The organism is Streptomyces venetus (assembly GCF_039540295.1).
GTDB lineage: Bacteria > Actinomycetota > Actinomycetes > Streptomycetales > Streptomycetaceae > Streptomyces > Streptomyces venetus.
Map to the genome: position 1 here is coordinate 30,200 of NZ_BAABET010000008.1, position 21,708 is coordinate 51,907.

The 21,708-nt window shown below is 71.8% G+C and carries 19 protein-coding genes and 1 pseudogene; 5 read left to right on the forward strand and 15 right to left on the reverse strand.

The annotated features are described in order from the left end of the window. Nucleotides 1-31 precede the first annotated feature (31 nt). Both ABEA82_RS25320 and ABEA82_RS25325 read left to right on the forward strand, forming a co-directional pair. The gene (locus ABEA82_RS25320) at nt 32-1,693 is read left to right on the forward strand and encodes a carboxylesterase/lipase family protein (RefSeq protein WP_345663944.1); all 1,662 of its coding nucleotides are present in this window, start codon (nt 32-34) and stop codon (nt 1,691-1,693) included. Continuing rightward, a complete protein-coding gene (locus ABEA82_RS25325; RefSeq protein ID WP_345663945.1) occupies nt 1,690-3,057 on the forward strand; it encodes a phenylacetate--CoA ligase family protein in 1,368 nt (455 codons plus the stop codon). The genes ABEA82_RS25320 and ABEA82_RS25325 overlap by 4 nt, the downstream gene beginning before the upstream one ends. Here the strand turns inward: ABEA82_RS25325 and ABEA82_RS25330 are convergent. The 6 genes from ABEA82_RS25330 to ABEA82_RS25355 are packed head-to-tail and all read right to left on the reverse strand — an operon-like array spanning nt 3,041 to nt 8,573. Next, on the reverse strand, nt 3,041-3,700 hold the full coding sequence (locus ABEA82_RS25330; RefSeq protein ID WP_345663947.1) for a TetR/AcrR family transcriptional regulator: 660 nt from the start codon (nt 3,698-3,700) through the stop codon (nt 3,041-3,043). The genes ABEA82_RS25325 and ABEA82_RS25330 overlap by 17 nt on opposite strands. Before the next feature lie 41 nt (nt 3,701-3,741). After that, nucleotides 3,742-5,013: an ABC transporter substrate-binding protein gene (locus ABEA82_RS25335; protein WP_345663948.1), complete on the reverse strand. Its 1,272-nt coding sequence runs from the start codon at nt 5,011-5,013 to the stop codon at nt 3,742-3,744. A gap of 11 nt (nt 5,014-5,024) precedes the next feature. Then, a complete protein-coding gene (locus ABEA82_RS25340; protein ID WP_345663949.1) occupies nt 5,025-6,128 on the reverse strand; it encodes a branched-chain amino acid ABC transporter permease in 1,104 nt (367 codons plus the stop codon). Then, on the reverse strand, nt 6,125-7,015 hold the full coding sequence (locus ABEA82_RS25345; RefSeq protein ID WP_345663950.1) for a branched-chain amino acid ABC transporter permease: 891 nt from the start codon (nt 7,013-7,015) through the stop codon (nt 6,125-6,127). Before ABEA82_RS25345 ends, ABEA82_RS25340 begins: the two co-directional genes overlap by 4 nt. Beyond that, complete coding sequence (locus ABEA82_RS25350) at nt 7,012-7,818, reverse strand: ABC transporter ATP-binding protein (protein WP_345663951.1); 807 nt, start codon at nt 7,816-7,818, stop codon at nt 7,012-7,014. The genes ABEA82_RS25345 and ABEA82_RS25350 overlap by 4 nt, the downstream gene beginning before the upstream one ends. Next, nucleotides 7,815-8,573 (reverse strand): ABC transporter ATP-binding protein, encoded by a 759-nt coding sequence (locus tag ABEA82_RS25355; RefSeq protein ID WP_345663952.1) that lies wholly within the window; start codon nt 8,571-8,573, stop codon nt 7,815-7,817. Before ABEA82_RS25355 ends, ABEA82_RS25350 begins: the two co-directional genes overlap by 4 nt. Before the next feature lie 189 nt (nt 8,574-8,762). Between ABEA82_RS25355 and ABEA82_RS25360 the strand changes: the two genes are divergently transcribed. Both ABEA82_RS25360 and ABEA82_RS25365 read left to right on the forward strand, forming a co-directional pair. Further along, complete coding sequence (locus tag ABEA82_RS25360) at nt 8,763-10,058, forward strand: PucR family transcriptional regulator (protein ID WP_345663953.1); 1,296 nt, start codon at nt 8,763-8,765, stop codon at nt 10,056-10,058. Beyond that, nucleotides 10,055-10,720, forward strand: coding sequence for a TetR/AcrR family transcriptional regulator (locus ABEA82_RS25365; RefSeq protein WP_345663954.1), 666 nt, complete (start codon nt 10,055-10,057; stop codon nt 10,718-10,720). Before ABEA82_RS25360 ends, ABEA82_RS25365 begins: the two co-directional genes overlap by 4 nt. A gap of 58 nt (nt 10,721-10,778) precedes the next feature. On the opposite strand, the pseudogene ABEA82_RS25370 reads toward ABEA82_RS25365, so the two are convergent. After that, nucleotides 10,779-11,593 (reverse strand): annotated as a pseudogene (locus ABEA82_RS25370) (methyltransferase domain-containing protein). Between the two features lie 33 nt (nt 11,594-11,626). After that, nucleotides 11,627-12,136 (reverse strand): metallophosphoesterase family protein, encoded by a 510-nt coding sequence (locus ABEA82_RS25375; RefSeq protein ID WP_345663955.1) that lies wholly within the window; start codon nt 12,134-12,136, stop codon nt 11,627-11,629. Nucleotides 12,137-12,345: 209 nt separating this feature from the next. Between ABEA82_RS25375 and ABEA82_RS25380 the strand changes: the two genes are divergently transcribed. After that, complete coding sequence (locus ABEA82_RS25380; protein WP_345663956.1) at nt 12,346-14,289, forward strand: glycosyltransferase family 2 protein; 1,944 nt, start codon at nt 12,346-12,348, stop codon at nt 14,287-14,289. Between the two features lie 109 nt (nt 14,290-14,398). On the opposite strand, the gene ABEA82_RS25385 is transcribed toward ABEA82_RS25380, so the two are convergent. The 7 genes from ABEA82_RS25385 to ABEA82_RS25415 all read right to left on the reverse strand — a co-directional run bounded on the left by ABEA82_RS25385 (nt 14,399) and on the right by ABEA82_RS25415 (nt 21,551). After that, nucleotides 14,399-15,202: a class I SAM-dependent methyltransferase gene (locus ABEA82_RS25385; protein ID WP_345663957.1), complete on the reverse strand. Its 804-nt coding sequence runs from the start codon at nt 15,200-15,202 to the stop codon at nt 14,399-14,401. Continuing rightward, nucleotides 15,199-16,074: a dTDP-4-dehydrorhamnose reductase gene (rfbD, locus tag ABEA82_RS25390; RefSeq protein ID WP_345663958.1), complete on the reverse strand. Its 876-nt coding sequence runs from the start codon at nt 16,072-16,074 to the stop codon at nt 15,199-15,201. The genes ABEA82_RS25385 and rfbD overlap by 4 nt, the downstream gene beginning before the upstream one ends. Continuing rightward, nucleotides 16,071-17,051, reverse strand: a complete 981-nt coding sequence (gene rfbB, locus ABEA82_RS25395; RefSeq protein WP_345663959.1) for a dTDP-glucose 4,6-dehydratase — start codon at nt 17,049-17,051, stop codon at nt 16,071-16,073. Before rfbB ends, rfbD begins: the two co-directional genes overlap by 4 nt. Continuing rightward, nucleotides 17,048-18,115 (reverse strand): glucose-1-phosphate thymidylyltransferase, encoded by a 1,068-nt coding sequence (locus ABEA82_RS25400; protein WP_345663960.1) that lies wholly within the window; start codon nt 18,113-18,115, stop codon nt 17,048-17,050. The genes rfbB and ABEA82_RS25400 overlap by 4 nt, the downstream gene beginning before the upstream one ends. A 104-nt stretch (nt 18,116-18,219) precedes the next feature. After that, a complete protein-coding gene (locus tag ABEA82_RS25405; protein ID WP_345663961.1) occupies nt 18,220-18,402 on the reverse strand; it encodes a hypothetical protein in 183 nt (60 codons plus the stop codon). Nucleotides 18,403-18,582: 180 nt separating this feature from the next. Beyond that, entirely contained in the window at nt 18,583-19,002 is a 420-nt protein-coding gene (locus ABEA82_RS25410) for a CBS domain-containing protein (protein ID WP_345663962.1), read from the reverse strand. 98 nt (nt 19,003-19,100) lie between these two features. After that, the gene (locus ABEA82_RS25415) at nt 19,101-21,551 is read right to left on the reverse strand and encodes a SpoIIE family protein phosphatase (RefSeq protein WP_345663963.1); all 2,451 of its coding nucleotides are present in this window, start codon (nt 21,549-21,551) and stop codon (nt 19,101-19,103) included. Nucleotides 21,552-21,708: the final 157 nt, after the last annotated feature.

Sequence of the window (21,708 nt, forward strand, 5' to 3'; positions counted from 1 at the left end):
CCCCTGCCCGCACCGTCACTCGGAGGGACGGGTGAGAGTCCCGCGCCTGCGCCCCACTCTGGCCCGCGCCACAGCCGCCTTCGCGGCCCTGTTCCTGTCCCTGACCCTTCCCCCGCCCTCTGCCGGCGCCGCTTCCGGCCCCGACTCCTTGGTCGTGCGCACCGACCAGGGCCGGGTGCGGGGCGCGGCCGTCCGCGACGGCGGGCGGGTCTTCCACGGGATCCCGTTCGCCGCCCCGCCGACCGGTGAACTGCGCTGGCGTCCGCCGAGACCCGCGGCGCGGTGGTCCGGCGTACGGAACGCCACCGCACTGGCCCACCCCTGCCCCCAGTTACCGATGACGCTGCTCCCCGACGGCGGCCCCGTCCTGCCCGGCGAGTCCAACCGCACGGGTAGCACCGTGGAGGACTGCCTGTACCTCAATGTCTGGACACCGCCCCGTGGCAGCGGCCGGCCGGCGCCGGTGCTGGTGTGGCTGCACGGCGGCGCCAACGCATCCGGCGCGGGCAGCGACTACGACGGTGCCGCACTGGCCGCGCGGGGCGTGGTCGTGGTGACGGTCAACTACCGCCTCGGAGCACTGGGGTTCATGGCCCATCCCGCCCTGTCGGCCGAGAGCGCGGACCACGCGTCCGGCGACTACGGCCTGATGGACCAGCAGGCCGCCCTGCGCTGGGTACGGCGCAACGTCGGTGCCTTCGGCGGCGACCGGAATCGGGTGACGCTCGGCGGCCAGTCCGCCGGATCGGCGGACACCTGCCTCCACATCGCCTCGCCGACCGCGAAAGGCCTGTTCCACCGGGCGATCCAGCAGAGCGGAGCGTGCGCCGGGGGCGGCGGTCTGACGCCCCTCACGCTCGACGCGGCCGAGCGGAAGGGCAGCGACTTCGCGGCCTCGGTCGGCTGCGCCGACCCGACGACCGCGGCGGGCTGCCTGCGTGCCGTACCCACCACCGACCTCATCCGCGCCACCGGGCCGGGGACCGCCTCCCTGTGGGCCCCGAACACCGGTCCCCGAGTCCTCCCCCGCCCCCCGCACACGGCGTGGGCCGAGGAGCGGGTGAACGCGGTCCCGACGCTGAGCGGCAGCACCCACGACGAATACCGCTACTTCACCGCGCTGTACATGGATCTGCTCGGCGGCGGCCCACTGACCCCCGACTCGTATGCCGCGCTCATCAAGCTCCAGTACGGCGACCGCGCGGCCGCGGTCCTGGACACGTACCCCGCCTCGGCGTATCCGTCCCCCAACCTGGCCTACTCCGCCGTCGGCACCGACCAGCGGTTCGCCTGCCCGGCGCGGGCCGACAGCCGGCTGTACAGCAGCCGTGCTCCCGTCTACGCCTACGAGTTCCACGACCCCCAGGCACCGCCGTTCATCCCGGCACCGCACACGCCGCAGGGTGCCTTCCACGCCTCCGAACTGGCCTATCTGTTCCCCATGGACTCGGTAGCGCGCCTGACGCCCGCCCAGCGACGGCTGTCCGCCACGATGACCGCCTACTGGGCCCGCTTCGCGGCCACCGGCGACCCCAACGCGCCCGGGACTGAGCCCTGGCCGCGCTACACGGCCGACGGGGACCACATCCAGGTGCTGACACCGGACCGGGTCGGACCCACCACCGGGTTCGCGGCCGACCACCACTGCGCGTTCTGGCAGCCCGCTCCCGTTCCCGGAGGAGCCGTGCGATGACATCGACACTCGCCCTCATCCGGGACGGGCGCCGAACGCTGCGGCAGGGTTCGGACGCCCTGGCGCACCGGCAGCGGGAGCGGCTGGCCGCGATGGTCGGCTTCGCCCGTGCCCACTCCCCCTACTACCGCGAGCTGTACCGCGCCCTGCCCGAACGCGTCGAGGACCCCGTCCTGCTGCCGGTGACCCACAAGCAGAACCTGATGGCGCGCTTCGACGACTGGGTCACCGACCCGGAGGTGTCCCTCGACCGTGTGCAGGCCTTCGTCGCGGATCCGCGACGGGTCGGCGAGCGCTTCCTGGGCCGGTACCTGGTCACCACCACGTCCGGAACCACCGGCCACCGGGGCCTGTTCCTGCTCGACGACCGCGCGACGGCGGTGGTCAGGGCCCTGTCGCTGCGGGCCGCCCGGCGTTCACTCACCCCCAGGGTGACGGCCCGGCTGCTCGCTCGCCGCGTGCGGTCGGCGCACATCGTGGCCACCGGCGGCCATCTGGCCGCGCACGCCGTCCTCGTCCGCTCCCGCGCGGCCGGCCGGCTGCCCGCCCGGGGCAGCCGGGTGCTGTCGGTACACAGTCCGCTGCCCGAGGTGGTGGAGCAGCTCAACCGGTTCCGCCCGGTGTTCCTGGCCGGCTACGCCACCGTGATCGCGTTGCTCGCCGGCGAGCAGCTGGCCGGTCGGCTGCGCATCGCCCCGGCCGTGGTGTCACTGCTGGCCGAGGGCGTCAGTGAGCACGACCGCCGAAGGATCCGCTCTGCCTTCGGGGCGCACCTGGTCGACACCTATGGCTGCAACGAGAGCCTCGCCCTGGCCTACGGCTGTCCGTTCGGCTGGCTCCACGTGCACAGCGACTGGCTGATCCTGGAGCCCGTCGACGCCGACCACCGCCCCACCCCGCCGGGCCGGGAGTCCTTCACCGTGCTCCTGACCAGCCTGTGCCGGTGGGCGCAGCCGATCCTGCGCTACGACCTCGGCGACAGCGTCCTGCTGCGCCCGGACGCGTGCCCGTGCGGAGACCCGCTGCCGGCGATCAGGGTACGTGGCCGTGCGGCTGACCTGTTGTCCTTTCCGCGCCGGGACGGCGGCAGCGTGCGGATCGTGCCCATGGCCTTCGAGACGCTCCTGGAGCGGATCCCGGGCATCGACCTGTTCCAGATCGTCCAGACGGCGCCCACCTGCCTCCGCGTGCGGCTCCTGTTCGCCGCCGGAGCCGATCGGGACCGGCTGTGGACGGCGGTGCGAAAGGAGATGGTCGCCCTGCTCACCGCCCACGGTGCGGGCCGGGTGAGCGTCGAACGCGCCCACGAGCCACCCCAGCAGTCTCCGGGCGGCAAGTACCGGGTCGTCATTCCCTGGACGTGACACCGCGGGAGGGGGCGTCCTCGCCGGGGGCGCCCCCCACCGGAACGCCGTGGTGGGTCGCCAGCGCCAGCAATGCCACGCGCAGCGGTCCGGTTTCCAGGACAGCGCCCGGCTCGAACCAACGGGCCACCGCGGTCCCGCTCGTCATCCTCAGTGTGAAGCGCGCCAGCTCGTCCGCCACCTCGGGACGGTCACGCAGGGCGAAGACGGAACTCACGGAATCCCGGGCCCAGGTGACCAGCGCGTCGCGGTAGCGACGCACCTCGGCCACGGCCGCCGCGCTGGCGTCCTGCTGCACCATGCCCAGGCCCAACAGCAGTTTCACACCTCGCGGTTGACGCCGGAACGCCCTCTCCACCTCCGTGAGAAAGGTGTCCAGACGCTGCGCGACGTCAGCGCCCGGCACCTCGGCCGGAGGCAGGGCCGCCAGCAGAGCGGTCCTGGCGCGCTCCAGCACCGCGACGTAGATCCCGTCCTTGCTGCCGAAATGCCAATAGATCGAACTGACCGGCAGACCGCAGGCGGTGGAGATCATCGAGATGGACGTGGCGGCGAAGCCGTGGCGGGCCATCAGGTCGCCGGCGGTGTCGAGTATCGCGTCGCGGGACCGCGCGCCGCGGTCCAGGGCCGGTGCCTCCGTCATAGGGCCGACTCTAGAGGAGGCACCGGCCGGCGGTGTCGGGTTCAGTTCTCCGGAGAACCGAACTCCTTGCGGGTGTCCACCGGTTCGCCGAACAGCTGCCAGCGCTCGCCCTTGAACCGCATCAGCTGCATCGTCTCGAGCGGAAAGGCGTCGTCGGACCCGGTGGAGAGGGTGACACCGGGCAGCAGCATGTCCACCTTGACGTCCTTCAGATCGCGCACCGCGTCCCGCAACCCCTCCCTGGTCGGGCATTTCATCCTGTCCAGGGCCTTGTGCAGGCTGGAGGCGACGGCCCAGCCGTAGGCGTTGAACTGGTTGGCCGGATCGGAGTCGGGCGCGTACTTCTTCAGCGCGTCCTTGTACGTCTTCATCTCGGCGTCGTCTGCCCACTGCGGGTCTGCGGGGTCCTTGAAATAGGTCGCCGAGACCAGGCCCTGGACGTTCTTGAACCCGACGGGCTTGAGCACGCTGGTGGACGCGGACACGGCGTTGACGATGTGCAGCGGGTCCCACCCGGTGTTCTTCGCGTCGGCGGCGAGGGCCTGGCTGCCGAACTTCGGCGTGGTGACGTCGAGCAGCACATCCGCCTTGGACCGGGCGAGACTTGTCATCTGCGCGGAGACGGAGGGGTCCGTGACCTCATAGCTCTCCTCGGCGACGACCTTGATGCCGCTGCCGTCGACGGCCGCCTTGAACCCGCCGAGCAGATCCTTGCCGAAGTCGTCGTTCTGGTACAGGACGGCGACCCTGGCCTTCGGCTTCTCCTCCTTGAGGTATTTCGCGTACACCCGTGCCTCGGACACGTAGTTGGGCTGCCAGCCGGTGGTCCACGGGTGCTTGTCGTCCGTACCCCAGACGGAGGCGCCCGTGGCGACGAAGGGCTGAGGCACCTTTCGCTTGTTGAGGTAGTCCCACACGGCCGCCGTGGACGGGGTGCCGAGGGTCTGGAACACGGCGAAGACCTTCTCCTGCTCGACGAGTCTGCGGGCCTCCTCGACCGCCTTGGGCGGCTGGTAGCCGTCGTCGCGGACGACGAACTCCACGGTGCGGCCGTCGATTCCGCCCTTGTCGTTGACGTACTTGAAGTAGGTGTTCACGCCGTTGCCGATGGTGCCGTACGCGGAGGCCGGTCCCGACAGCGGGTAGATCCCGCCCAGCTTGATGCTCTTGTCGGTGATGCCGGTGGTCTGCTGGCCCCGGCACGCGCCGTCGGCGGCGGCGTCCTTGTCGTCCTGCCCGCGCTGGCTGTTGCAGGCGGTGGCGAGGAGCAGGGCGGCGGACGCGGCCGCGGCCGCCCGCAGAGGAGTCGTCATACGCATGTGAATCATTCCTTTTCCGTGCGGGGCGGTGCGCCCACGGGTTCGGCGTCGGCAGGTGCGGGATCCGCGGCAGGGGCCGTGGTGGGCGCGGGTCCGGGCGTGCGGCCGGCGGCAGGGGCGGTACGGGTGAGGCGGCGGGTGGCGGCGTCCCGGGCACGGCCCGCGAGGCCGGCCAGTCCCGTCGGGGCCACGAACATCACCGCGATGATCAGCAGGCCGAACACCACACCGGGCGCCGCGTCGCTGACGTCCTGGGCCACGCTCGGCACGTACATCACGAACGCCGCCCCGAGCAACGGCCCGTACAGTGAGGCGAGGCCCCCGACGACGAGGCCGGCCAGCAGCGTGATCGACAGGACGAAGCTGAACGAGTCGGGCGAAACGAAGCCGATCACCCACGTGTACAGACACCCTGCGACGCCGGCGAACATCGCGCTCCAGGCAAAGGCGAGGGTCTTGTGCAGGGACAGCCGTACGCCCATGACCTCCGCCGCGCTCTCGTTGTCCCGCAGGGCGAGCAGTGCCCGGCCGACCCGCGACCGCAGGAGGTTGCGGGCCAGCAGCAGGGCCACCGCGGTGACGGCGAGGACGACGAGGTACATCCACTGGTCCTCGGCCAGCCCGCTCCACGCGGGCGGCTGCAGCTTGTCCACGGTCAGTCCCATGGAGCCGCCCGTGACCGGCTCGAGCCGCTTGAGCAGCGGTGGCAGGAACACCGCGAACGAGAGGGTGACCAGAGCCAGGTACAGCCCGCGCAGGCGCAGGGCGGGCACTCCGAATCCGAGGCCCAGCAGGAAGCATCCTGCGGCCGCGACCGGCAGCGTGGCCAGGTGGGCGCTGTCGTAGCGGTCGAGCATGACGGCCGCCGTGTAGGCCCCCGCCGCGAAGAACGCACCGTGCCCGAGCGAGATCTGGCCGCCGAACCCGACGAGCAGGTTCAGTCCGGCCAGTGCCACGGCGTACAGCAGCACCATGGTCAGCTGGAACACCTGGAACGGGGCGAAGTAGAACGGTGCGCCGACGGCGACCGCAGCTGCGAGCAGCGCGGTGAGCGCGGCCCCCAGGCTCCGGGCGCGGCCGGTGCCGAGTGTGGTGAGGATCGTTCTCATGCGCGCTCCACCGCCGCCCGTCCGAACAGGCCCTGTGGCCGCACCAGCAGCACCGCCAGGATGATCACCAGGGGTACGCCGACCTTCAGATCGGCTCCGATCACGCCGACGTACGCCCCGGCCAGCGTCTCGGCGACGCCCACGACCAAGCCGCCGACGACTGCGCCGACCGGGCTGTCGAAGCCTCCGAGGGTGGCCGCGGCGAACGCGTAGATCAGCACTCCGCCCATCATGTTGGGCTCCAGGAACAACACGGGGGCGACGAGCACGCCCGACACCGCGCCGACCGTCGCGGCCAGCCCCCAGCCGAGCATCAGCACCCGGCCCACCCGGATGCCCGACAGCCGGGCGGAGGCGGGATTGCACGCGGCCGCCCGCATCACCAGGCCGGCGGAGGTGTGCTGGAACAGCAGGTAGAGCAGGCCCATCACGACGGCCACCACCACGATGATCCCGAGCGTCGACCAGTCCACCCGCACCCCGGCCAGGTCGATCCCGCCGTCGGGGAACGGCTGCGGGAAGTCCTTCACGGTGAACGACCAGATCAGGCCGGCCATGGCGTTGACGAAGATGAACAGGCCGACCGTGACGATGACCGTCGTCAGCTCGGGCGAGTTCCGCACGGGACGGATGACGATCCGTTCGACCAGCATGCCGCCGGCGAACGACACCGCCAGGGTGACCGGCAGCGCCAGCCAGAACGACATCCCGGACGCCACGAGCTGCCACGCCACATACGTGGAGATCATGGCGAGCTCGCCCTGTGCGAAGTTGACGATGCCGGTGAACCGGTGGATCAGCACCAGGGCCAGTGCCAGGCTGGCGTAGACGGCACCGGAGCCGATCCCTTCCACCACTTGCTGGAGCACTTCGGTCACGGCGCTCACCCGTTCTTCCCCGCGCGGACGGAGACACCGAGGTACACCTCGGCGACCTGCCCGTCCTCGCGGATCTCTGCGGCCGGTCCGGACAGCACCAGCCGGCCGGCCTCCAGTACGTGGGCTCGGTGCGCGACATCCAGCGCGAGTTGGGCGTTCTGTTCGACGACGACCACGGTGGTGCGTTCCTCCTCGTTCACGGCCCGGACGATCTCGAACAGCTCGCGCGTGACCAGCGGAGCGAGCCCCAGCGACGGCTCGTCCAGGAGCAGCAGCGAGGGCCGCAGCATCAGTGCCCTGCCGATGGCGAGCATCTGCTGCTCGCCGCCGCTGAGACTGCCGGCCGTCTGACGGGACCGATCGCGCAGTTTGGGGAAGTAGTCGTAGATCCGTTCCAGGTCGGCCGCCACGACCGCGCGCTCGGCGCGGCCCCGCCGCCACCGGCCCGTGCGCACATGGGCGCCCACGCGCAGGTTCTCCTCGACGGTCAGGTCGTTGAAGGTGCCCCGGCCCTCGGGCACGTGCGCCACGCCGAGCCGCGCGGCCTGCTCGGGCGATCGGCCCAGGAGTTCCGTCCCGCTCAGGGTCACCGAGCCCTGACCGCGGACCATGCCGCTCAGGGCCCGCATGGTGGTTGTCTTGCCCGCACCGTTGGGTCCGAGGATCGCGCACACTTCGCCGCGTGCGACGGTGAAGTCCAGGCCTTGGAGCACGCGGGCCTGGCCGTATCCGGCGTGCAGGCCGGACACCTTCAGGAAGTCCGGCTCCGCACTCGCCCCGGCCTCGGTGGGGGCGGTGGTGGGCTCGCTCATGCGGCCACCCCCAGGTACGCCTCGATGACCGCCGGGTCGCGCTGGATCTCCTCCGGCGGGCCCTCGGCGATCTTGCGCCCGAAGTCGAGACACACCACCTTGCCGCACAGGCCCATCACGAACCCCATGTGGTGTTCGACCACCACGAGCGTCAGGTCGAAGTCCTCGCGCACCGCCCTGACCAGATCCGCGAATGCGTCGACCTCGCCGTGGCTGAGGCCGTTGACGGGTTCGTCGAGCAACAGCAGCCGGGGGCGTGCCGCGAGCGCCCGGGCGAGCTCGACGCGTTTGAGGGTGCCGAACGGCAGCCCGGAGGCGGGGTGGTCGGCGACATCCGCCAGCCCCAGCCGCCGCAGCGAGTCCTCCGCCTGGTCACGTAGTTCCCTCTCCTCCCGCCGGACGCGGGGCAGCCGGAGCGCCGCGGCGAAGTGACCGGTGCGCCCCCGGCTGTGGGCGCCGACCATGACGTTCTCCCGGACCGTGAGTCGCGGGAACAGCCCCAGGTTCTGGAAGGTGCGGGCGATACCGCGCCCGGCCACGGAGTGCGGCGGGAGGGCGAGCAGGTCCTCGTCGTCGAACCGCACCGTCCCCGCATCGGGGGTACAGCGCCTGGTGAGGCAGTTGAACAAGGTGGTCTTGCCGGCTCCGTTCGGTCCGATGAGCCCCACGGCGGTGCCCGGCTCGACGGTGAACGCGACACCGTCCAGTGCCGTGATCCCGCCGAAGCGCACGCTGATACCGTCGACCGCGAGCATGAGTGACGCCCCTTCCGAGGTGCTGGGGGGGTGAGCGAGCGTCACAGTAGGTGGGGGTCTTCCGGGCGCACATTGGGTGCGAGCACCCAACTTCGCGGCCACCGACTTGTGCGCCGCGCCCAACCACCTGGGCATCTCCTCCCCCGCGCCTGTTGACGGGGCACGAGGCGGACAGCGACGATCGGCGCCATGCCTCGTGGTCCCGCCCAGGGCGCCCCCGCACTCTCCGAACCGCTCAGCCGGGAGCGGCAGCGGATCCTGCACGCCGTGCAGGATCGGCTCGAGGAGATCGCGAAGACCACCGTCACGGTGATGCGCACGGAGATCCCGTCGTACGCCCTACAGGACGAACGGTTCTTCAACGACGTACGGGACCAGGTGCTCACCCACTACCGGATGCAGCTGGCGGCGCTGGCAGGCGACCGCGACATCGCCCCCGAGGACCTGGTCTTCAGCCGCGCGGCAGCCATGCGCAGGGCGCGCGCGGGGTTCGCTCTGGAGGACTGGATCAGCGCGTTCCGGGTGGGTCGGCAGGTGCTGTGGGACGCTCTGCTGGACTGCGCGGGCCCGTCCGCCGAAGCACAGCAGGCCGCGCTGTCACTCGTCACCCCGCTGATGCGGTACGTCGACTACGCCAGCACCCATGCCGCACAGGCCTATGTCGAGTACAAGCAGCACGTGGTCGCTGACGCGGACCGGGAGCGCCGGGATCTCCTGGACCAACTTCTGTCCGGCGCGGCACCGACGCGCGGCCCCCTGCTCGCCGCGGCCCAGGCGTACGGCATCGGGCCGCACTCGCCGATGATGGCGGTCGTGGCCGTGTGCGTCGACGACACCCGCACCGGCGACCTCACCTCCGCCGAGCACGGCTACGCGACCAGCGCGTCCCTCAGCGTCGCCGGGCCCTGGGCCGGCCGGACCCTGGTCGTCGTCCGCCACGGCGAGGTGGTGGCCGTGCCCGTGGTCCGCACCGGCATGGACGCGGAGGACATCTGCGCTCACTTCGAGGCCGTGCAGCGGCGGCTCGCAGGCGAGGGAACCAAGCTCGCCATGGGCATCAGCACCGTCGCCCGGGGCGCCGGCGAACTGCCGCGCGCCCACGAGGAGGCCCGGGCCGCCCTCGATCTGGTGTCGGACGAAGGCGGGGTGGCGGCACTGCCGCGCCTGTCCCCCTTCGACTACCTGGCGCTGCGTGCCGACGACCTCGCCCGCCAGCTGGTCGATCCCCGCGTGCGTGCGCTGCTGGAGGAGGACCGAAGACGGGGCGACCCGTTGGCGGCCACCATCCGGGCCTTCGCGGAGGCGGATCTCAACCTGCGGCTGGCCGCCGACCGGCTGCGGGTGCACCACAACACGGCGCACTACCGGTTGCGCCGCATCGAGGAACGCACCGGGCGCAATCCGCGCCGGATCGCCGACCTCCTGGAATTGCTGGTCGCCCTCGCCATCCGCGACGGGGCCATGGAAGACGGAGAACACCAGTGAGTGGAATCGTGGAGACGACGGGGACGCAGACGCCACGCAGGCAACCGGACCGAGAGGCGACGACGCGGCTGCCGGACGTGCACGCCGAGCCGGACGGCTCGGCTCGGCACACCCTGCTGGGCGCGGCCCTCGAGGTGTTCACCGAGCGCGGTTACGCCGAGGCCGGCCTCACCGAGATCGCGGCGCGCTCCGGCCTCCTGGTGGGCAGCCTCTTTCAGCACTACGGCGGGAAGCGCGGTCTGTACCTCGCCCTCTGGGAGGAGTTCCGGGAGGAGCAGGAGCGCCGGACCGCGGCCACGCTGGCCGCCGAGCGTGAGCGTGGCGTGGACGATCCCGTCGACCTCTTCGTCGCGGGAGCCAGGGCCTATCTGGAGGGGGCCTGGGACAACCGTCGTCTCGCCATGCTCCTGGTGGAGGACGACGGCCCCGCCGGCTTCGACGCGCTGCGCCGCCAGTGGGACCGCGCGTGGGTACGGCGCAACGCCCGGCTCCTGGAGGTGGACGAGAAGCGACGTGTCGGCCGGGTTCGGGTGAGAGTGCTGACCACCGTCATCGGCGGGGCGGCACGCGAGCTGGGCGACTGCGAGGACGAGGGGGAGGCCCGGGAGATCGTGGACGCGGTGTGCGGCATCCTCGTCCACCTGTCGGCTCTGCCCGGCTGAACGACCGGGTCCAAGTCCACCGTCCGCTGCGCGGGCTCGCCGCCACGCATGCCGTGCGTCAGGGCTGCGAGCCGTCGCCTGCCGGCCGGCGCCCCCAGGCCGAGATCATCGGGGAGGTGGCGAGGTCGAGACGTCCGGCCGCGATGTTGGCGAGGTGGCGCTCGATCTCCTCGTCCGTGGCGAGGCGTTCGGCGACGAGTCTGTCGCGCACCTGCCGGACTGTGGCCGCCTCCAGGACGTCGCACGCGGGCGAGGTGACCGGGAAGTAGGCGTCGGCCTCCACGTCGGCGAGGCCGGCCTCGCGCAGCAGCCGGGGCAGCCTGCGACCGTGGGCGAGGTCGGCGCCGCGCTGCCGCATCAGCTGGCGGAAGCCGGTACGGAGCCGGTTGGCGAGCTCCTGCTCGGGGCCGTACTCGTCGGGGCAGATCAGTGGTTGCAGCGCCGGGTCGGCGTCCTCGACCAGCAGCCACCGCCCGGGCGCAGTGCTCGGACCATCGTGCGCAGCGCCGTATCGCGCTCGGCCACGTGGACCAGGACGAGTCGGGCGTGGACCAGGTCGAAGGGCCCGGCCGGGGGTTCGTCGCGGGCGACGTCGTGGCGGAGTACCTCGACTTCCGCGATGGCGGCGGTCTCGGCCCAGGACACGTCGATGTCGGTGGCGAGCACGCGCCCGCCCGGGCCTACGCGCGCGTGGAGCCACGCGGCGACGCTCGACCCACCGGCCCCGACCTCCCAGCAGCGCCATCCCTCGTCGATCCCGACCGCCTCGAAGTGCCGGAACGTCGACGCGTCGAAGAGGGCCGCCAGCGCGTCGAAGCGGGTGCCGGCCTCACTCTGCCGGTTGTCCAGGAGGTACCCCTCGCCCCGAGCCATGCGGCGATCATGTCAGGGTGCGGCCGAGCCCGGTCAGCGCGGTGTGCGGGCCGGCAGCCGGTGCAGTTCCACGTCGGTGAGCAGGCCGTCGGCGACGGTGGCGGTCATGTAGGTGCAGTGGGGCTGGCGGCGGCGGTCCGTCGGGGAGCCCGGGTTGAGCAGGCGCAGGCCGGTGGGGGCCGTGGTGTCCCAGGGGATGTGGCTGTGGCCGAAGACCAGGACGTCGAGGTCGGGGAAGCGGGCGGCGCAGCGCTTCTCCCGGCCCTGGGCGGGGCCCGTCTCGTGGATCACGCCGAAGCGCAGTCCGCCCAGTTCCGCGTGGGCCACCTCGGGCAGCCGGACGCGCAGGTCCGGGCCGTCGTTGTTGCCGTACACGGCGACGAGCCTGCGGCAGCGGTCCTCCAGCAGGTCGAGGGTGGCCGTGTCGACCCAGTCGCCGGCGTGGAACACGACGTCGGCCCGCGGGAGTTCCGCCAGCAGCCGCGCGGGCAGTTCCCTGGCCCGCTTCGGCAGGTGGGTGTCGGACATGAGGAGCAGTCGCACGCCTTCAGCCTAGGGGCTGCCGACCGCTCCACCCCGGAACTCGCTTGACCGTGAACAGACAGAAGCGGCAGCTCAGTTGTACCGCGGGCGGTGATGATCACGGCCCGGTATCGAAGTGCGGGGCGGCCTTCCGGGCCGGGTTAGCATCGGGCAACGCGCAGTAAGACAGGACGTCTACGGCAAGCGACCCGAAGGGGCCCGATATCCCGATGCCGGTCAAGGTCAGCGTCATCATCCCCGTGTACAACCCGGGGGTCTACATCGAGGACTGCATCTCCTCGCTGCAGAGGCAGTCGCTGCCTCCCGACGAGTACGAGGTGATCTTCGTCGATGACGGATCGACCGACGAGACACCGGCCCGGCTCGACGCGCTGGCCGCCGAGGACCCCCGGGTGAAGGTCATCCACCAGGAGAACTCCGGCTGGTCGGGCAAACCCCGCAACGTAGGCATCGCCGCCTCCCGGGGCGAGTTCGTCATGTTCGTCGACAACGACGACTACCTGGGCGACGAGGCCCTGGAACGGATGTACGACTACGGCGTGGCCAACGGCGCCGATGTCGTGGTGGGCAAGATGGCCGGCAAGGGCCGGGGGGTGCCGGTGGAGCTGTTCCGCCGCAACCACCCGCGCGCGACGGTCGAGAACGCGCCGCTCATCGACAGCCTCACCCCGCACAAGATGATCCGGCGGGCCTTCCTGGACCGCATCGGCCTGCGTTTCCCCGAGGGCAGGCGGCGGCTGGAGGACCACGTCTTCATCGCCGAGGCGTACCTGCGCGCGGAGAACGTCTCCGTGCTCAGCGACTACGTCTGCTACTACCACATCCGGCGCGACGACGGCTCCAACGCGGGCTTCGAACGCTTCGACCCCGTCGGCTACTTCAAGAACCTCCGTGAGGCCCTCGACGTCGTCGAGCGGTACACCGAGCCCGGCCCGGTACGTGACAAGCTCTTCCGCCGCTGGCTGCGGGTGGAGATGGTCGAGCGGCTGCGGGCCCGGCGCTTCCTGCAGTTGCCGGACGACTACCGCAGAGAACTGTTCACGGAGATCCACCAGGTCGTCGTCGAGCGGTTCGGGCCCGGGGTGGCGGCCGCGATGCAGCCGACGCAGCAGGTCGTCGCCGCCCTCACCGCGGCCGACCGGTACGACGATGTCGTGTCCTTCGCCCAGTGGGAGGCGGGTGTCGCGCCCAAGGCGGCTCCCGAGCACGTGGAGTGGCGGGACGGCTCCGTCAGCATCGGTTTCACCGCGGAGTACGTGTCGGGCGACCAGCCGATGACCTTCCCGGCCGACGTCGAGACGGCACCGCTGAACGACACGCCCAAGGACGTGACGGAGGCGGTGGAGTGGGTGGCCGCGCAGACCGCCGCCCGCTTCGGGCAGGCCACCGCCGACCTGCTGCTGCGGGAGCGGTCCAGTGCCGCGCAGTACTTCCAGCCCGTGCGGCTGACCCGGGAGACCGTACCGGTGGGGGACGGCGAGGAGGTACGGCTGGTGCTGCGGGCGACCGCCACCGTCGACCCGGCGGCCCTGCCGCGTGACGGCGCCTGGGACGCGGTGGTCCGGGTCAAGCTGGGCGGCTGGACGAAGGAGTGCCGGCTGGGTCCGGCGCCGCGGGAGAGCCGGCCGGCACCGGAGGCCGGGATCGTCGGGAGCCGCTCGGCCCTGCCGTACTGGACCGAGCCGCACGGCAACCTCTCCCTGGAGCTGGGCACGCGCGGCAAGCGGCTCGGGCTGGGCCGGGTGAAGCAGTCCGACGTCACCGTCTCCGGGGGCCGGTTCCGCGCGCTGCTCCCCCTGCACGTCCCGGGTGACACGGAGGTGCGCCTGCGGTTCGTGTCCTCCCAGCGGTACTTCGACGCGCCCGGCACGCTCTCCCCCACCGCGGAGGGGTCGGGGGCGCTCCTGGGAGCGGCCCTGCCCGCCGACGACCTCTCGCGCGGCACCTGGCGAGTGGCCCTCTGCCTGACGCCCTCCGCCGACCGGCCGCGCTTCACCGGCCTGCCGTTCGCCCTGCGCGCCACGGGCGAGGACGTCCTGGTCGTTCCGGTACCGGGTCCCGGCGTCGCCCTGCGACTGGCCCGGGGCGCGCGACGCGTGCTCGGCGCGGCGCGGCGCAGGGTGGTGCCCCGGTTCAAGACCGGGAAGCACTGACGTCCGGTGTCACGGTCAGGTCCGTGGACCTGACCGTGGCACCCGGGGAACCTGCCCACCGCCGCTCGGGTCTGCGGTCAGGGGCCGCAGGCCGCGCGCGTCGAAGGGGTCAGCGGCTGACGCCCACCTGCTCCAGCGAGCGACGCAGCGGCTCCCAGCCGATGGAACGCGGCAGGCCGCGGTTGCGGGCCTGGGCCAGGGGGCGCCAGAAGCCCGCCTCCAGGAGGGCCTCGGGGCGGACCGCCCCGGCGCGCTCCAGGATCGCCTCGGGGACCTTCTGCGGGTCGGGCACCTTGTACTCGGCCATGATCTCGTCGTACTTATCATGCAGGACGCGGTTGTCCGGGTCCGCGCCGAAGACCACGAGCTGGCCGGTGGGCGCGGTGTCCACCTGCACCGTCACCAGGTCGGGGCGGTAGCGCGCCAGCACCTCGGTGATCTTGTAGACGTCCCCGGTCCAGGCGTTGGTGTGCCGGTCCCGGGCCGCCTCGTCGACGCTGCGCGGCAGCATGTCGTCGAGGACGATCACGCTGCCCCAGTCCGAGTACTTCTCGACGTTCATGAAGTCGCGCAGCGCGAACTCGAAGAGGTGCATGCCGTCGATGAACGACAGGTCCAGGGTCGTGCGGCGCCAGTAGCCGATCGGGCTGCGGCCGCGGCGCAGGTTGCGCAGCGGATGACGGCCGCCCTTGAGGTGCTGCAAGGGGTTCTCGCGGGCGAAGAAGTCGTCACTGGTGGCCTTCACCAGGTGGACGTCGCACCTCAGCTCCGAGACCACCTTGAAGGCGGGGTCGATCGCGATGCTGGGGACACGCGACAGCGTCAGGCTGCGGCCGTCGTTGACGCCGATCTCCAGGTAGTTGCGATTGGCGCTGACCTTGTGCAGTTCCCGGAGGAACTCATGGCGTTTCACGAAGAGGACTCCTTGCGGATGCGGGGCAGTGCTTCGTGCAGGGCGGAGCGCCAGTCGCGCGGCGGCGGCAGGCCGATCTCCTGCCACCGGCGGTGTGCGAGGACGCTGTACGCCGGGCGGGGCGCGGGCCGGGGAAAGGCCGCGCTGGTGGTGGGGCGCACCCGGTCCGGGTCGGCGCCGACGAGGGAGAACACCTCGCGGGCCAGTTCGTACCAGGTGGCCTCACCGGAGTTGGTGGCGTGGAAGACGCCGTGCGCGCCGGGACCGAGCCGCACGCCGAGACCGGCTATCCGCTCGGCGACGTCCGCGCTCCAGGTGGGCTGCCCGCGCTGATCGTCGACGACGTCGACGGTGTCGCGGCGGGCTTCGAGACCGATCATGGTCCGCACGAAGTTAGCGCCGTGCACCCCGTAGAGCCAAGCCGTGCGGACGACGGCGCTGCGTCCGGGCAGCTCCTCCAGCACGGCCCGCTCCCCGGCCAGCTTGGTGCGGCCGTAGGCGGTGCGCGGGGCAGGCCCGTGGTCCTCCGGGTAGGGGTCGGTGCGGGCCTCGCCGGAGAAGACGTAGTCGGTGGAGACGTGGATCAGGCGGGCGTCGTGGGCGGCGCAGGCCCGGGCCAGCAGGCGCGGTCCCTCGCCGTTGATCTCCAGGGCGCGGGCCTCGTCGGTCTCGGCCTCGTCGACGGCCGTGTAGGCGGCGCAGTTCACGACGAGGTCGGGCCGGTGGCCGGCGACCGCCCTGTCGACGGTCTCGGGCGTGGTGATGTCCAGGGCGGCCCGGTCGAGGGCCACCACGTCCTCGCCGCGCCGGGCGAGCTCCTCGACGACGTCATGGCCGAGCATCCCGCCCGCCCCGGTGACCAGCCACCTCATGCGCGCTCCTGGGCGACGCGCCGCTTCAGGGGCTCCCACCAGGCACGGTTGTCCCGGTACCAGGCGACGGTGTCGGCGAGGCCGGCACCGAAGTCGTGACGAGGGTGGTAGCCGAGTTCGTCGCGGGCCTTGGACCAGTCGACGGAGTAGCGCAGGTCGTGTCCCTTGCGGTCCTCGACGTACTCCACCCGGTCCCAGTCCGCGCCGCAGGCCTCCAGGAGCAGGCCGGTGAGCTCCTTGTTGGTGAGCTCGGTGCCGCCGCCGATGTTGTAGACCTCGCCGGGCCGGCCCTTGGTGCGGACGAGGTCGATGCCCTGGCAGTGGTCGTCGACGTGCAGCCAGTCACGGATGTTGCGGCCCTCGCCGTACAGCGGCACCTTGTGCCCGTCGAGGAGGTTGGTGACGAACAGCGGGATGACCTTCTCGGGGAACTGGTGCGGGCCGTAGTTGTTGGAGCACCGGGTGACGCGCACGTCCAGGCCGTGGGTGCGGTGGTAGGCCAGGGCGAGCAGGTCGGAGGAGGCCTTGGAGGCCGAGTACGGGGAGTTCGGTTGCAGGGGATGGTCCTCCGGCCACGAGCCGGACTCGATGGAGCCGTAGACCTCGTCGGTGGAGACGTGCACGAAGGGGCCCGTGCCGTGGCGCAGGGCGGCGTCGAGGAGGGTCTGGGTGCCCAGCACGTTGGTGCGCACGAAGTCGGCCGCGCCGGTGATCGAGCGGTCCACGTGGGACTCGGCGGCGAGATGGACGACCTGGTCCGCGTCGGCCACGAGCTTGTCGACCAGCTCGGCGTCGCAGATGTCGCCCTGCACGAACTCCAGCCGGGGGTGGCCGAGTTCGAGGTTGTCGAGGGTGCCGGCGTAGGTGAGCTTGTCCAGCACGGTGATGCGCGGCGCGTCGGGCGCGTCCGAGGCGAGCAGTGCGCGGACGTAGCGGGAGCCGATGAACCCGGCGGCTCCGGTGACGAGGAGGTTCATGAAGTGATCTGCACCTTGCTGTGGTCTCCGAGGACGAGGCGGTGGGCGCTGGGGACGCTGGGGGCCGGGGTCACCTCGACGTGCCGGCCGATCAGCGAGGACTCGATCCGGCCGACGCCCAGGATCGAGGAGTCCCGCAGCACGATCGAGAACTCCAGTTCACTGTCGGTGATCCGGCAGTTCTCGGCGATGGAGGTGAAGGGGCCGACGTAGGAGTTGCTGATGACCGTTCCGGAGGCGATGACGGCGGGGCCGACGATGCGGGAGTCGACGATCCGCGCGCCCTCCTCCACCACCACCCGGCCGATGGTCTGCGACGCGTCGTCCACCTCACCGTCGATGCGGCGCTCCATGGCCTCGAGGACCATGCGGTTCACCTCGAGCATGTCGCCGACGTTGCCGGTGTCCTTCCAGTAACCCTCGATGACCGTGGAGCGCACGTCCGCGCGGGAGTCGATCAGGTGCTGGATGGCGTGGGTGATCTCCAGTTCGCCGCGCCAGGACGGCTCGATGGCGCGCACCGCTTCGTGGATCAGGGGGGTGAACAGGTAGACGCCGACCAGGGCGAGGTCGCTCTTCGGCTGGTCGGGCTTTTCTTCCAGGCCGACGACCTGGCCGGACGGGTCGAGTTCGGCGACACCGAAGGCGCGTGGGTCGGCCACGCGCGTGAGCAGGATCTGGGCGTCGGGCCGGTTGTCCCGGAACTCCTCGACGAGGCCGCTGATGCCACCGACGATGAAGTTGTCGCCGAGGTACATCACGAAGTCGTCGTCACCGAGGTAGTCGCGGGCGATCAGTACCGCGTGAGCCAGCCCCAGGGGCCGTTCCTGTGGGATGTAGGTGATGTCCAGGCCGAACTTCGACCCGTCACCCACCGCTTCCTCGATCTCCGCGGCCGTGTCCCCGACGATCATTCCCACGTCGGTGATGCCGGCCTCGGCGATCGACTCCAACCCGTAGAACAGCACGGGCTTGTTGGCCACTGGGACCAGTTGCTTGGCCGACGTGTGTGTGATCGGCCTCAGTCTTGTTCCTGCGCCGCCGGACAGCACGAGAGCCTTCATTCGGCTCACCTTAGTCGTGATCCGGCGGATGTGAACATCACTTCTTTTGGTTGTCGACGCGCGGAGTTACCCGGATCGTCACCGAGCGGCTCCCCGGGGAGCGGTCAGTCCTCGCCCCGCACGATGTTCCAGTCCGGCTCGGCGCGCGCGGTGCCGGTGCTCGCCCGGTCCTCGACGGCGGGGAGGCAGGTCCGCAGCGCGGCCTTCCCGCGCAGGCGGCGCGCCTTCGACCAGCCGGTCTCGGGCCGGCGGACGACGGGCTTGTCAGTGGTGTCCATGGGCGTCACGACTCATCATCTTCCTTCTGCATCCGCTGGTGTTCGAGTGCCCAGGGACAAACCGAACAAACGCCGGTCGGTGACGCCTCGAGCGCACGCTGAACTCCCGGTGACCGTACGGCTGTTCACACCTCGCACGACGGTCCCGCGCACGCTGGGTGCGCGGGACCGTACGCAAGGTGCTGCCGGTCAGGTGTTGGGCCGTGCGGCGCTGATGTCGCCCAGCGCCGACTCCGGGTCTCGCTCCACGGCCATGTCGCCCAGGGAGACGATGCCCACGGGGTGCCCGTGGTCGACGACCGGGATCCGGCGCACGGAGTGCTCGCGCATCAGCTCCACCGCGTGGGCCAGGTTCTCGTCGGGGCTGACGGTGACGAGGTCGTCGCTGCACGCGCCGGCCACGGTGGTCCGCTCCGGGTCGCCGCCCCGGCTGATCGACCGGACCACCAGGTCGCGGTCGGTGACCAGTCCCCGCAGATTGTCGCCGTCCGTCACCAGGACGACGCCGAGGTCCTCGTCGCGCATGATGCGCGCCACCTCGGCGACGGAGGTCTGCGGCTCGACCGTGGCCGGATCGCTGGTCATGATGTCGCGGACATGCTGAGCCATGACGTTCCTCTTCCTTCGGCTCCTTGCGGGTTTCTCCGTCTTGCGCCGCCCGGGTACCCGGTGATCCGGCCTGGTCACCGGGTACGGGCGAAAGCCGCTCACCGCCCCAGCACCAGCTCCGCCCAGACCTGCTTGCCGCCGCTGACCGGCAGGGTGCCCCAGGTCGCCGAGATCGCCTCGACCAGGAGGACGCCCCGGCCGCCCGTGGCCTCCCAGCCGATGCTGGTCGGCCGGACCGGCGAGCGGGGCGAGGCGTCGGCGACGGCGACGCGCAGACGGTTGTTGATGAGCGTGAGGTCCATACGGACCCGGCCGTCGGTGTGGACGAGGGCGTTGGTGACGAGTTCGGAGACGACGAGCAGGACGGCGTCGAGGTCCTCGGTGACGCCCCAGGACCGCAGGGTGCGCCGGGCGAAGCGGCGGGCGTGCCCTACCGCCTGCGGGACCCGCCACACCGTCCAGCTCTCCCGCAGCGGGCGCAGCTCCATGCCGTCGTACCGCAGGAGGAGCAGGGCGACGTCGTCGCTGCGCGGGGCGTTGCCGAGGAGGGCGTCGGCGAGCAGGCCCAGGTCGACGGGGGCGGCTTCGGCCAGCTGAGCGGCGAGGCGGTCCATGCCCTCGTCGATGTCGGAGTCGGGCGTCTCGACCAGCCCGTCCGTGGCCAGGGCGAGCACGGTGCCGGGCGGGAGCCGCAGCGGGCTCATGGGGAACTCGGCCTGGGTGATCACACCGAGGGGCGGGCCGCCCTCGAACTCCGCGATCTCGGTCGTGCCGTCGGGGTACCGCAGCACCGGCGGCAGATGCCCGGCGCGCACGCACCAGGCGGAGCCCTCCTCCAGGTCGATGTCGACGTAACAGCAGGTGGCGAAGAGGTCGCTCTCCATGTCCATGAGCAGCCGGTTGGCGTGGGCGACCACCACGTCGGGCGGATGCCCCTCGACGGCGTAGGCGCGCAGGGCGGTGCGCATCTGGCCCATCAGGGTGGCGGCGCCGGCGCTGTGGCCCTGGACGTCGCCGATGACGAGGGCGACGTGGTGATCGGGCAGGGGGATGACGTCGTACCAGTCGCCGCCGAGTTCGAGCCCCGCGGTGCTGGGCAGGTAGCGGGCGACGGCCACCGCGCCCGGCAGCCGGGGCAGGCGGCGGGGCAGCAGCTGGCGCTGGAGCATGCCGACGAGTTCGTGTTCGGCGTCGAAGGCACGGGCCCGCACCAGGGCCTGGCCTGCGAGGCCGGCGCAGGCGGTGAGCAGGGCGCGCTCGTCGGAGCCGAAGTCGTGCGGGGCGTCCCAGCCGATCAGGCAGGCCCCGGCCATGCGGTTCCCGGCGGGCAGCGGCAGGACGGCGAGGCCGCCGGGGCCGACCTCGGCCAGGGCGCGTTCCAGGGGACTGCCTGCGGGCCAGATCCGGGCGCGGCCCTCGCGCAGGGCGGCGGCGAGGGTCGGCATGGCGCGCACGGGCGCGTCGGGCCACTCGGTGCGCCATTCCGACCGCCACACCTCGGGCCAGGCCTCGGGTTCGGGCGGGTCGAGGACGGTGACGACGAGCCGGTCGCCCTCCAGCTCGGCCAGCGCGATGCGGTCGGCCCTAAGCGGCCGGCGCAGCGCGGCGACGACGGCCTTGCCGACGTCGCGGACGGTGACGGCGGTGGCCAGTGCGGTGGCCAGGCGCTGGACGCGCGCCACGTCGGTGACGTCGGAGCGCAGCGTGGAGGCGTCGGCGACGGTGCCGACGAGCCGGGCGGGGCGTCCCTCGCCGCCGGGCAGGAGCCGGCCGCGCAGCCGGAGCCACTTCGGCGGCCCGGTGGGCTGCAGGACGCGGAACTCGAGTTCGCGGTCGCCGATCGACATGTGGTCGGCCTCCACCACGGACATCAGCGAGGGCAGGTCCTCCGGCACGGTCAGACCGAGCAGGGTCTCGACCCGGCCGTCGAAGTCCACGGGGTCCAGGCCGAACAGGTCGAGCAGGTCGTCTCCGACGCGGACCCGGCCGGTGTCCATGGCGAGGTTGAACGCGCCCGGCTCCAGCTCGCCTCCCTCGGCGGGCGCCGCCGGGTCGCGGAAGGCGACCGCCTCGGAGACGAGCGCCAGGCACTCGAGGTCGTCGGGGTCGAACCCGTCGGGGCGCTCGCTCACGGCGAGGAGACAGCCCCCGCCGTCTCCCCGCACGGGCAGGACCGTCAGGTGGAAGTCCTGGGACGGCACGCGCCGCGCCTGGGCGTGCTCCGCGAGTTCCGCCGGATCCAGCGAGACCGGCCGTCCGTCGCGGTGGGCCTCGGCGACCGGGGATCGCCCGGCGCGGGGGTAGCTGTCGCGCAGTCCATACAGCGTCCTCGGCACCCCGGCCGACTCGACCAGGCACAGCAGCTCGCCGTCCTGGCTGGGCGCGTACACGGCGGCGAACGCCGCACCGGCGAAGACCAGTGCCTGTTCGAGGACACGGCGCACCCGATCGGGCGACTCCTCGTCGGCCGCGATCGCCCTGAGGGCATCTTCGGCACGCAGCGTTCGCGTTCCGCGTGCTCGGGCGCCCTCAGTGACCACGTTGGCCATTACAGCGCTTATGAGACACCTGCGCAGCCCCTGTGAGCGTTCCGTGAACCCGCACCGCAGCGGGCGCTCGAAAGGCATCGAACATGTCTTTACGCATGCGTTTCGCACGGGGATCTCGTGACAGCGGTGACTGTCGAGGCCTGTCGCGTGGCTGGAA

Bases quoted from the DNA above. Each gene is read 5' to 3' on its own strand.
- ABEA82_RS25350 (WP_345663951.1), bottom strand. From the start codon at position 7,818: ATGAGCGAGCCCACCACCGCCCCCACCGAGGCCGGGGCGAGTGCGGAG.
- ABEA82_RS25340 (WP_345663949.1), bottom strand. From the start codon at position 6,128: ATGAGAACGATCCTCACCACACTCGGCACCGGCCGCGCCCGGAGCCTG.
- ABEA82_RS25360 (WP_345663953.1), top strand. From the start codon at position 8,763: ATGCCTCGTGGTCCCGCCCAGGGCGCCCCCGCACTCTCCGAACCGCTC.
- ABEA82_RS25335 (WP_345663948.1), bottom strand. From the start codon at position 5,013: ATGACGACTCCTCTGCGGGCGGCCGCGGCCGCGTCCGCCGCCCTGCTC.
- ABEA82_RS25400 (WP_345663960.1), bottom strand. From the start codon at position 18,115: ATGAAGGCTCTCGTGCTGTCCGGCGGCGCAGGAACAAGACTGAGGCCG.
- ABEA82_RS25355 (WP_345663952.1), bottom strand. From the start codon at position 8,573: ATGCTCGCGGTCGACGGTATCAGCGTGCGCTTCGGCGGGATCACGGCA.
- ABEA82_RS25330 (WP_345663947.1), bottom strand. From the start codon at position 3,700: ATGACGGAGGCACCGGCCCTGGACCGCGGCGCGCGGTCCCGCGACGCG.
- rfbD (WP_345663958.1), bottom strand. From the start codon at position 16,074: ATGAGGTGGCTGGTCACCGGGGCGGGCGGGATGCTCGGCCATGACGTC.
- ABEA82_RS25410 (WP_345663962.1), bottom strand. From the start codon at position 19,002: ATGGCTCAGCATGTCCGCGACATCATGACCAGCGATCCGGCCACGGTC.
- ABEA82_RS25325 (WP_345663945.1), top strand. From the start codon at position 1,690: ATGACATCGACACTCGCCCTCATCCGGGACGGGCGCCGAACGCTGCGG.
- rfbB (WP_345663959.1), bottom strand. From the start codon at position 17,051: ATGAACCTCCTCGTCACCGGAGCCGCCGGGTTCATCGGCTCCCGCTAC.
- ABEA82_RS25415 (WP_345663963.1), bottom strand. From the start codon at position 21,551: ATGGCCAACGTGGTCACTGAGGGCGCCCGAGCACGCGGAACGCGAACG.
- ABEA82_RS25380 (WP_345663956.1), top strand. From the start codon at position 12,346: ATGCCGGTCAAGGTCAGCGTCATCATCCCCGTGTACAACCCGGGGGTC.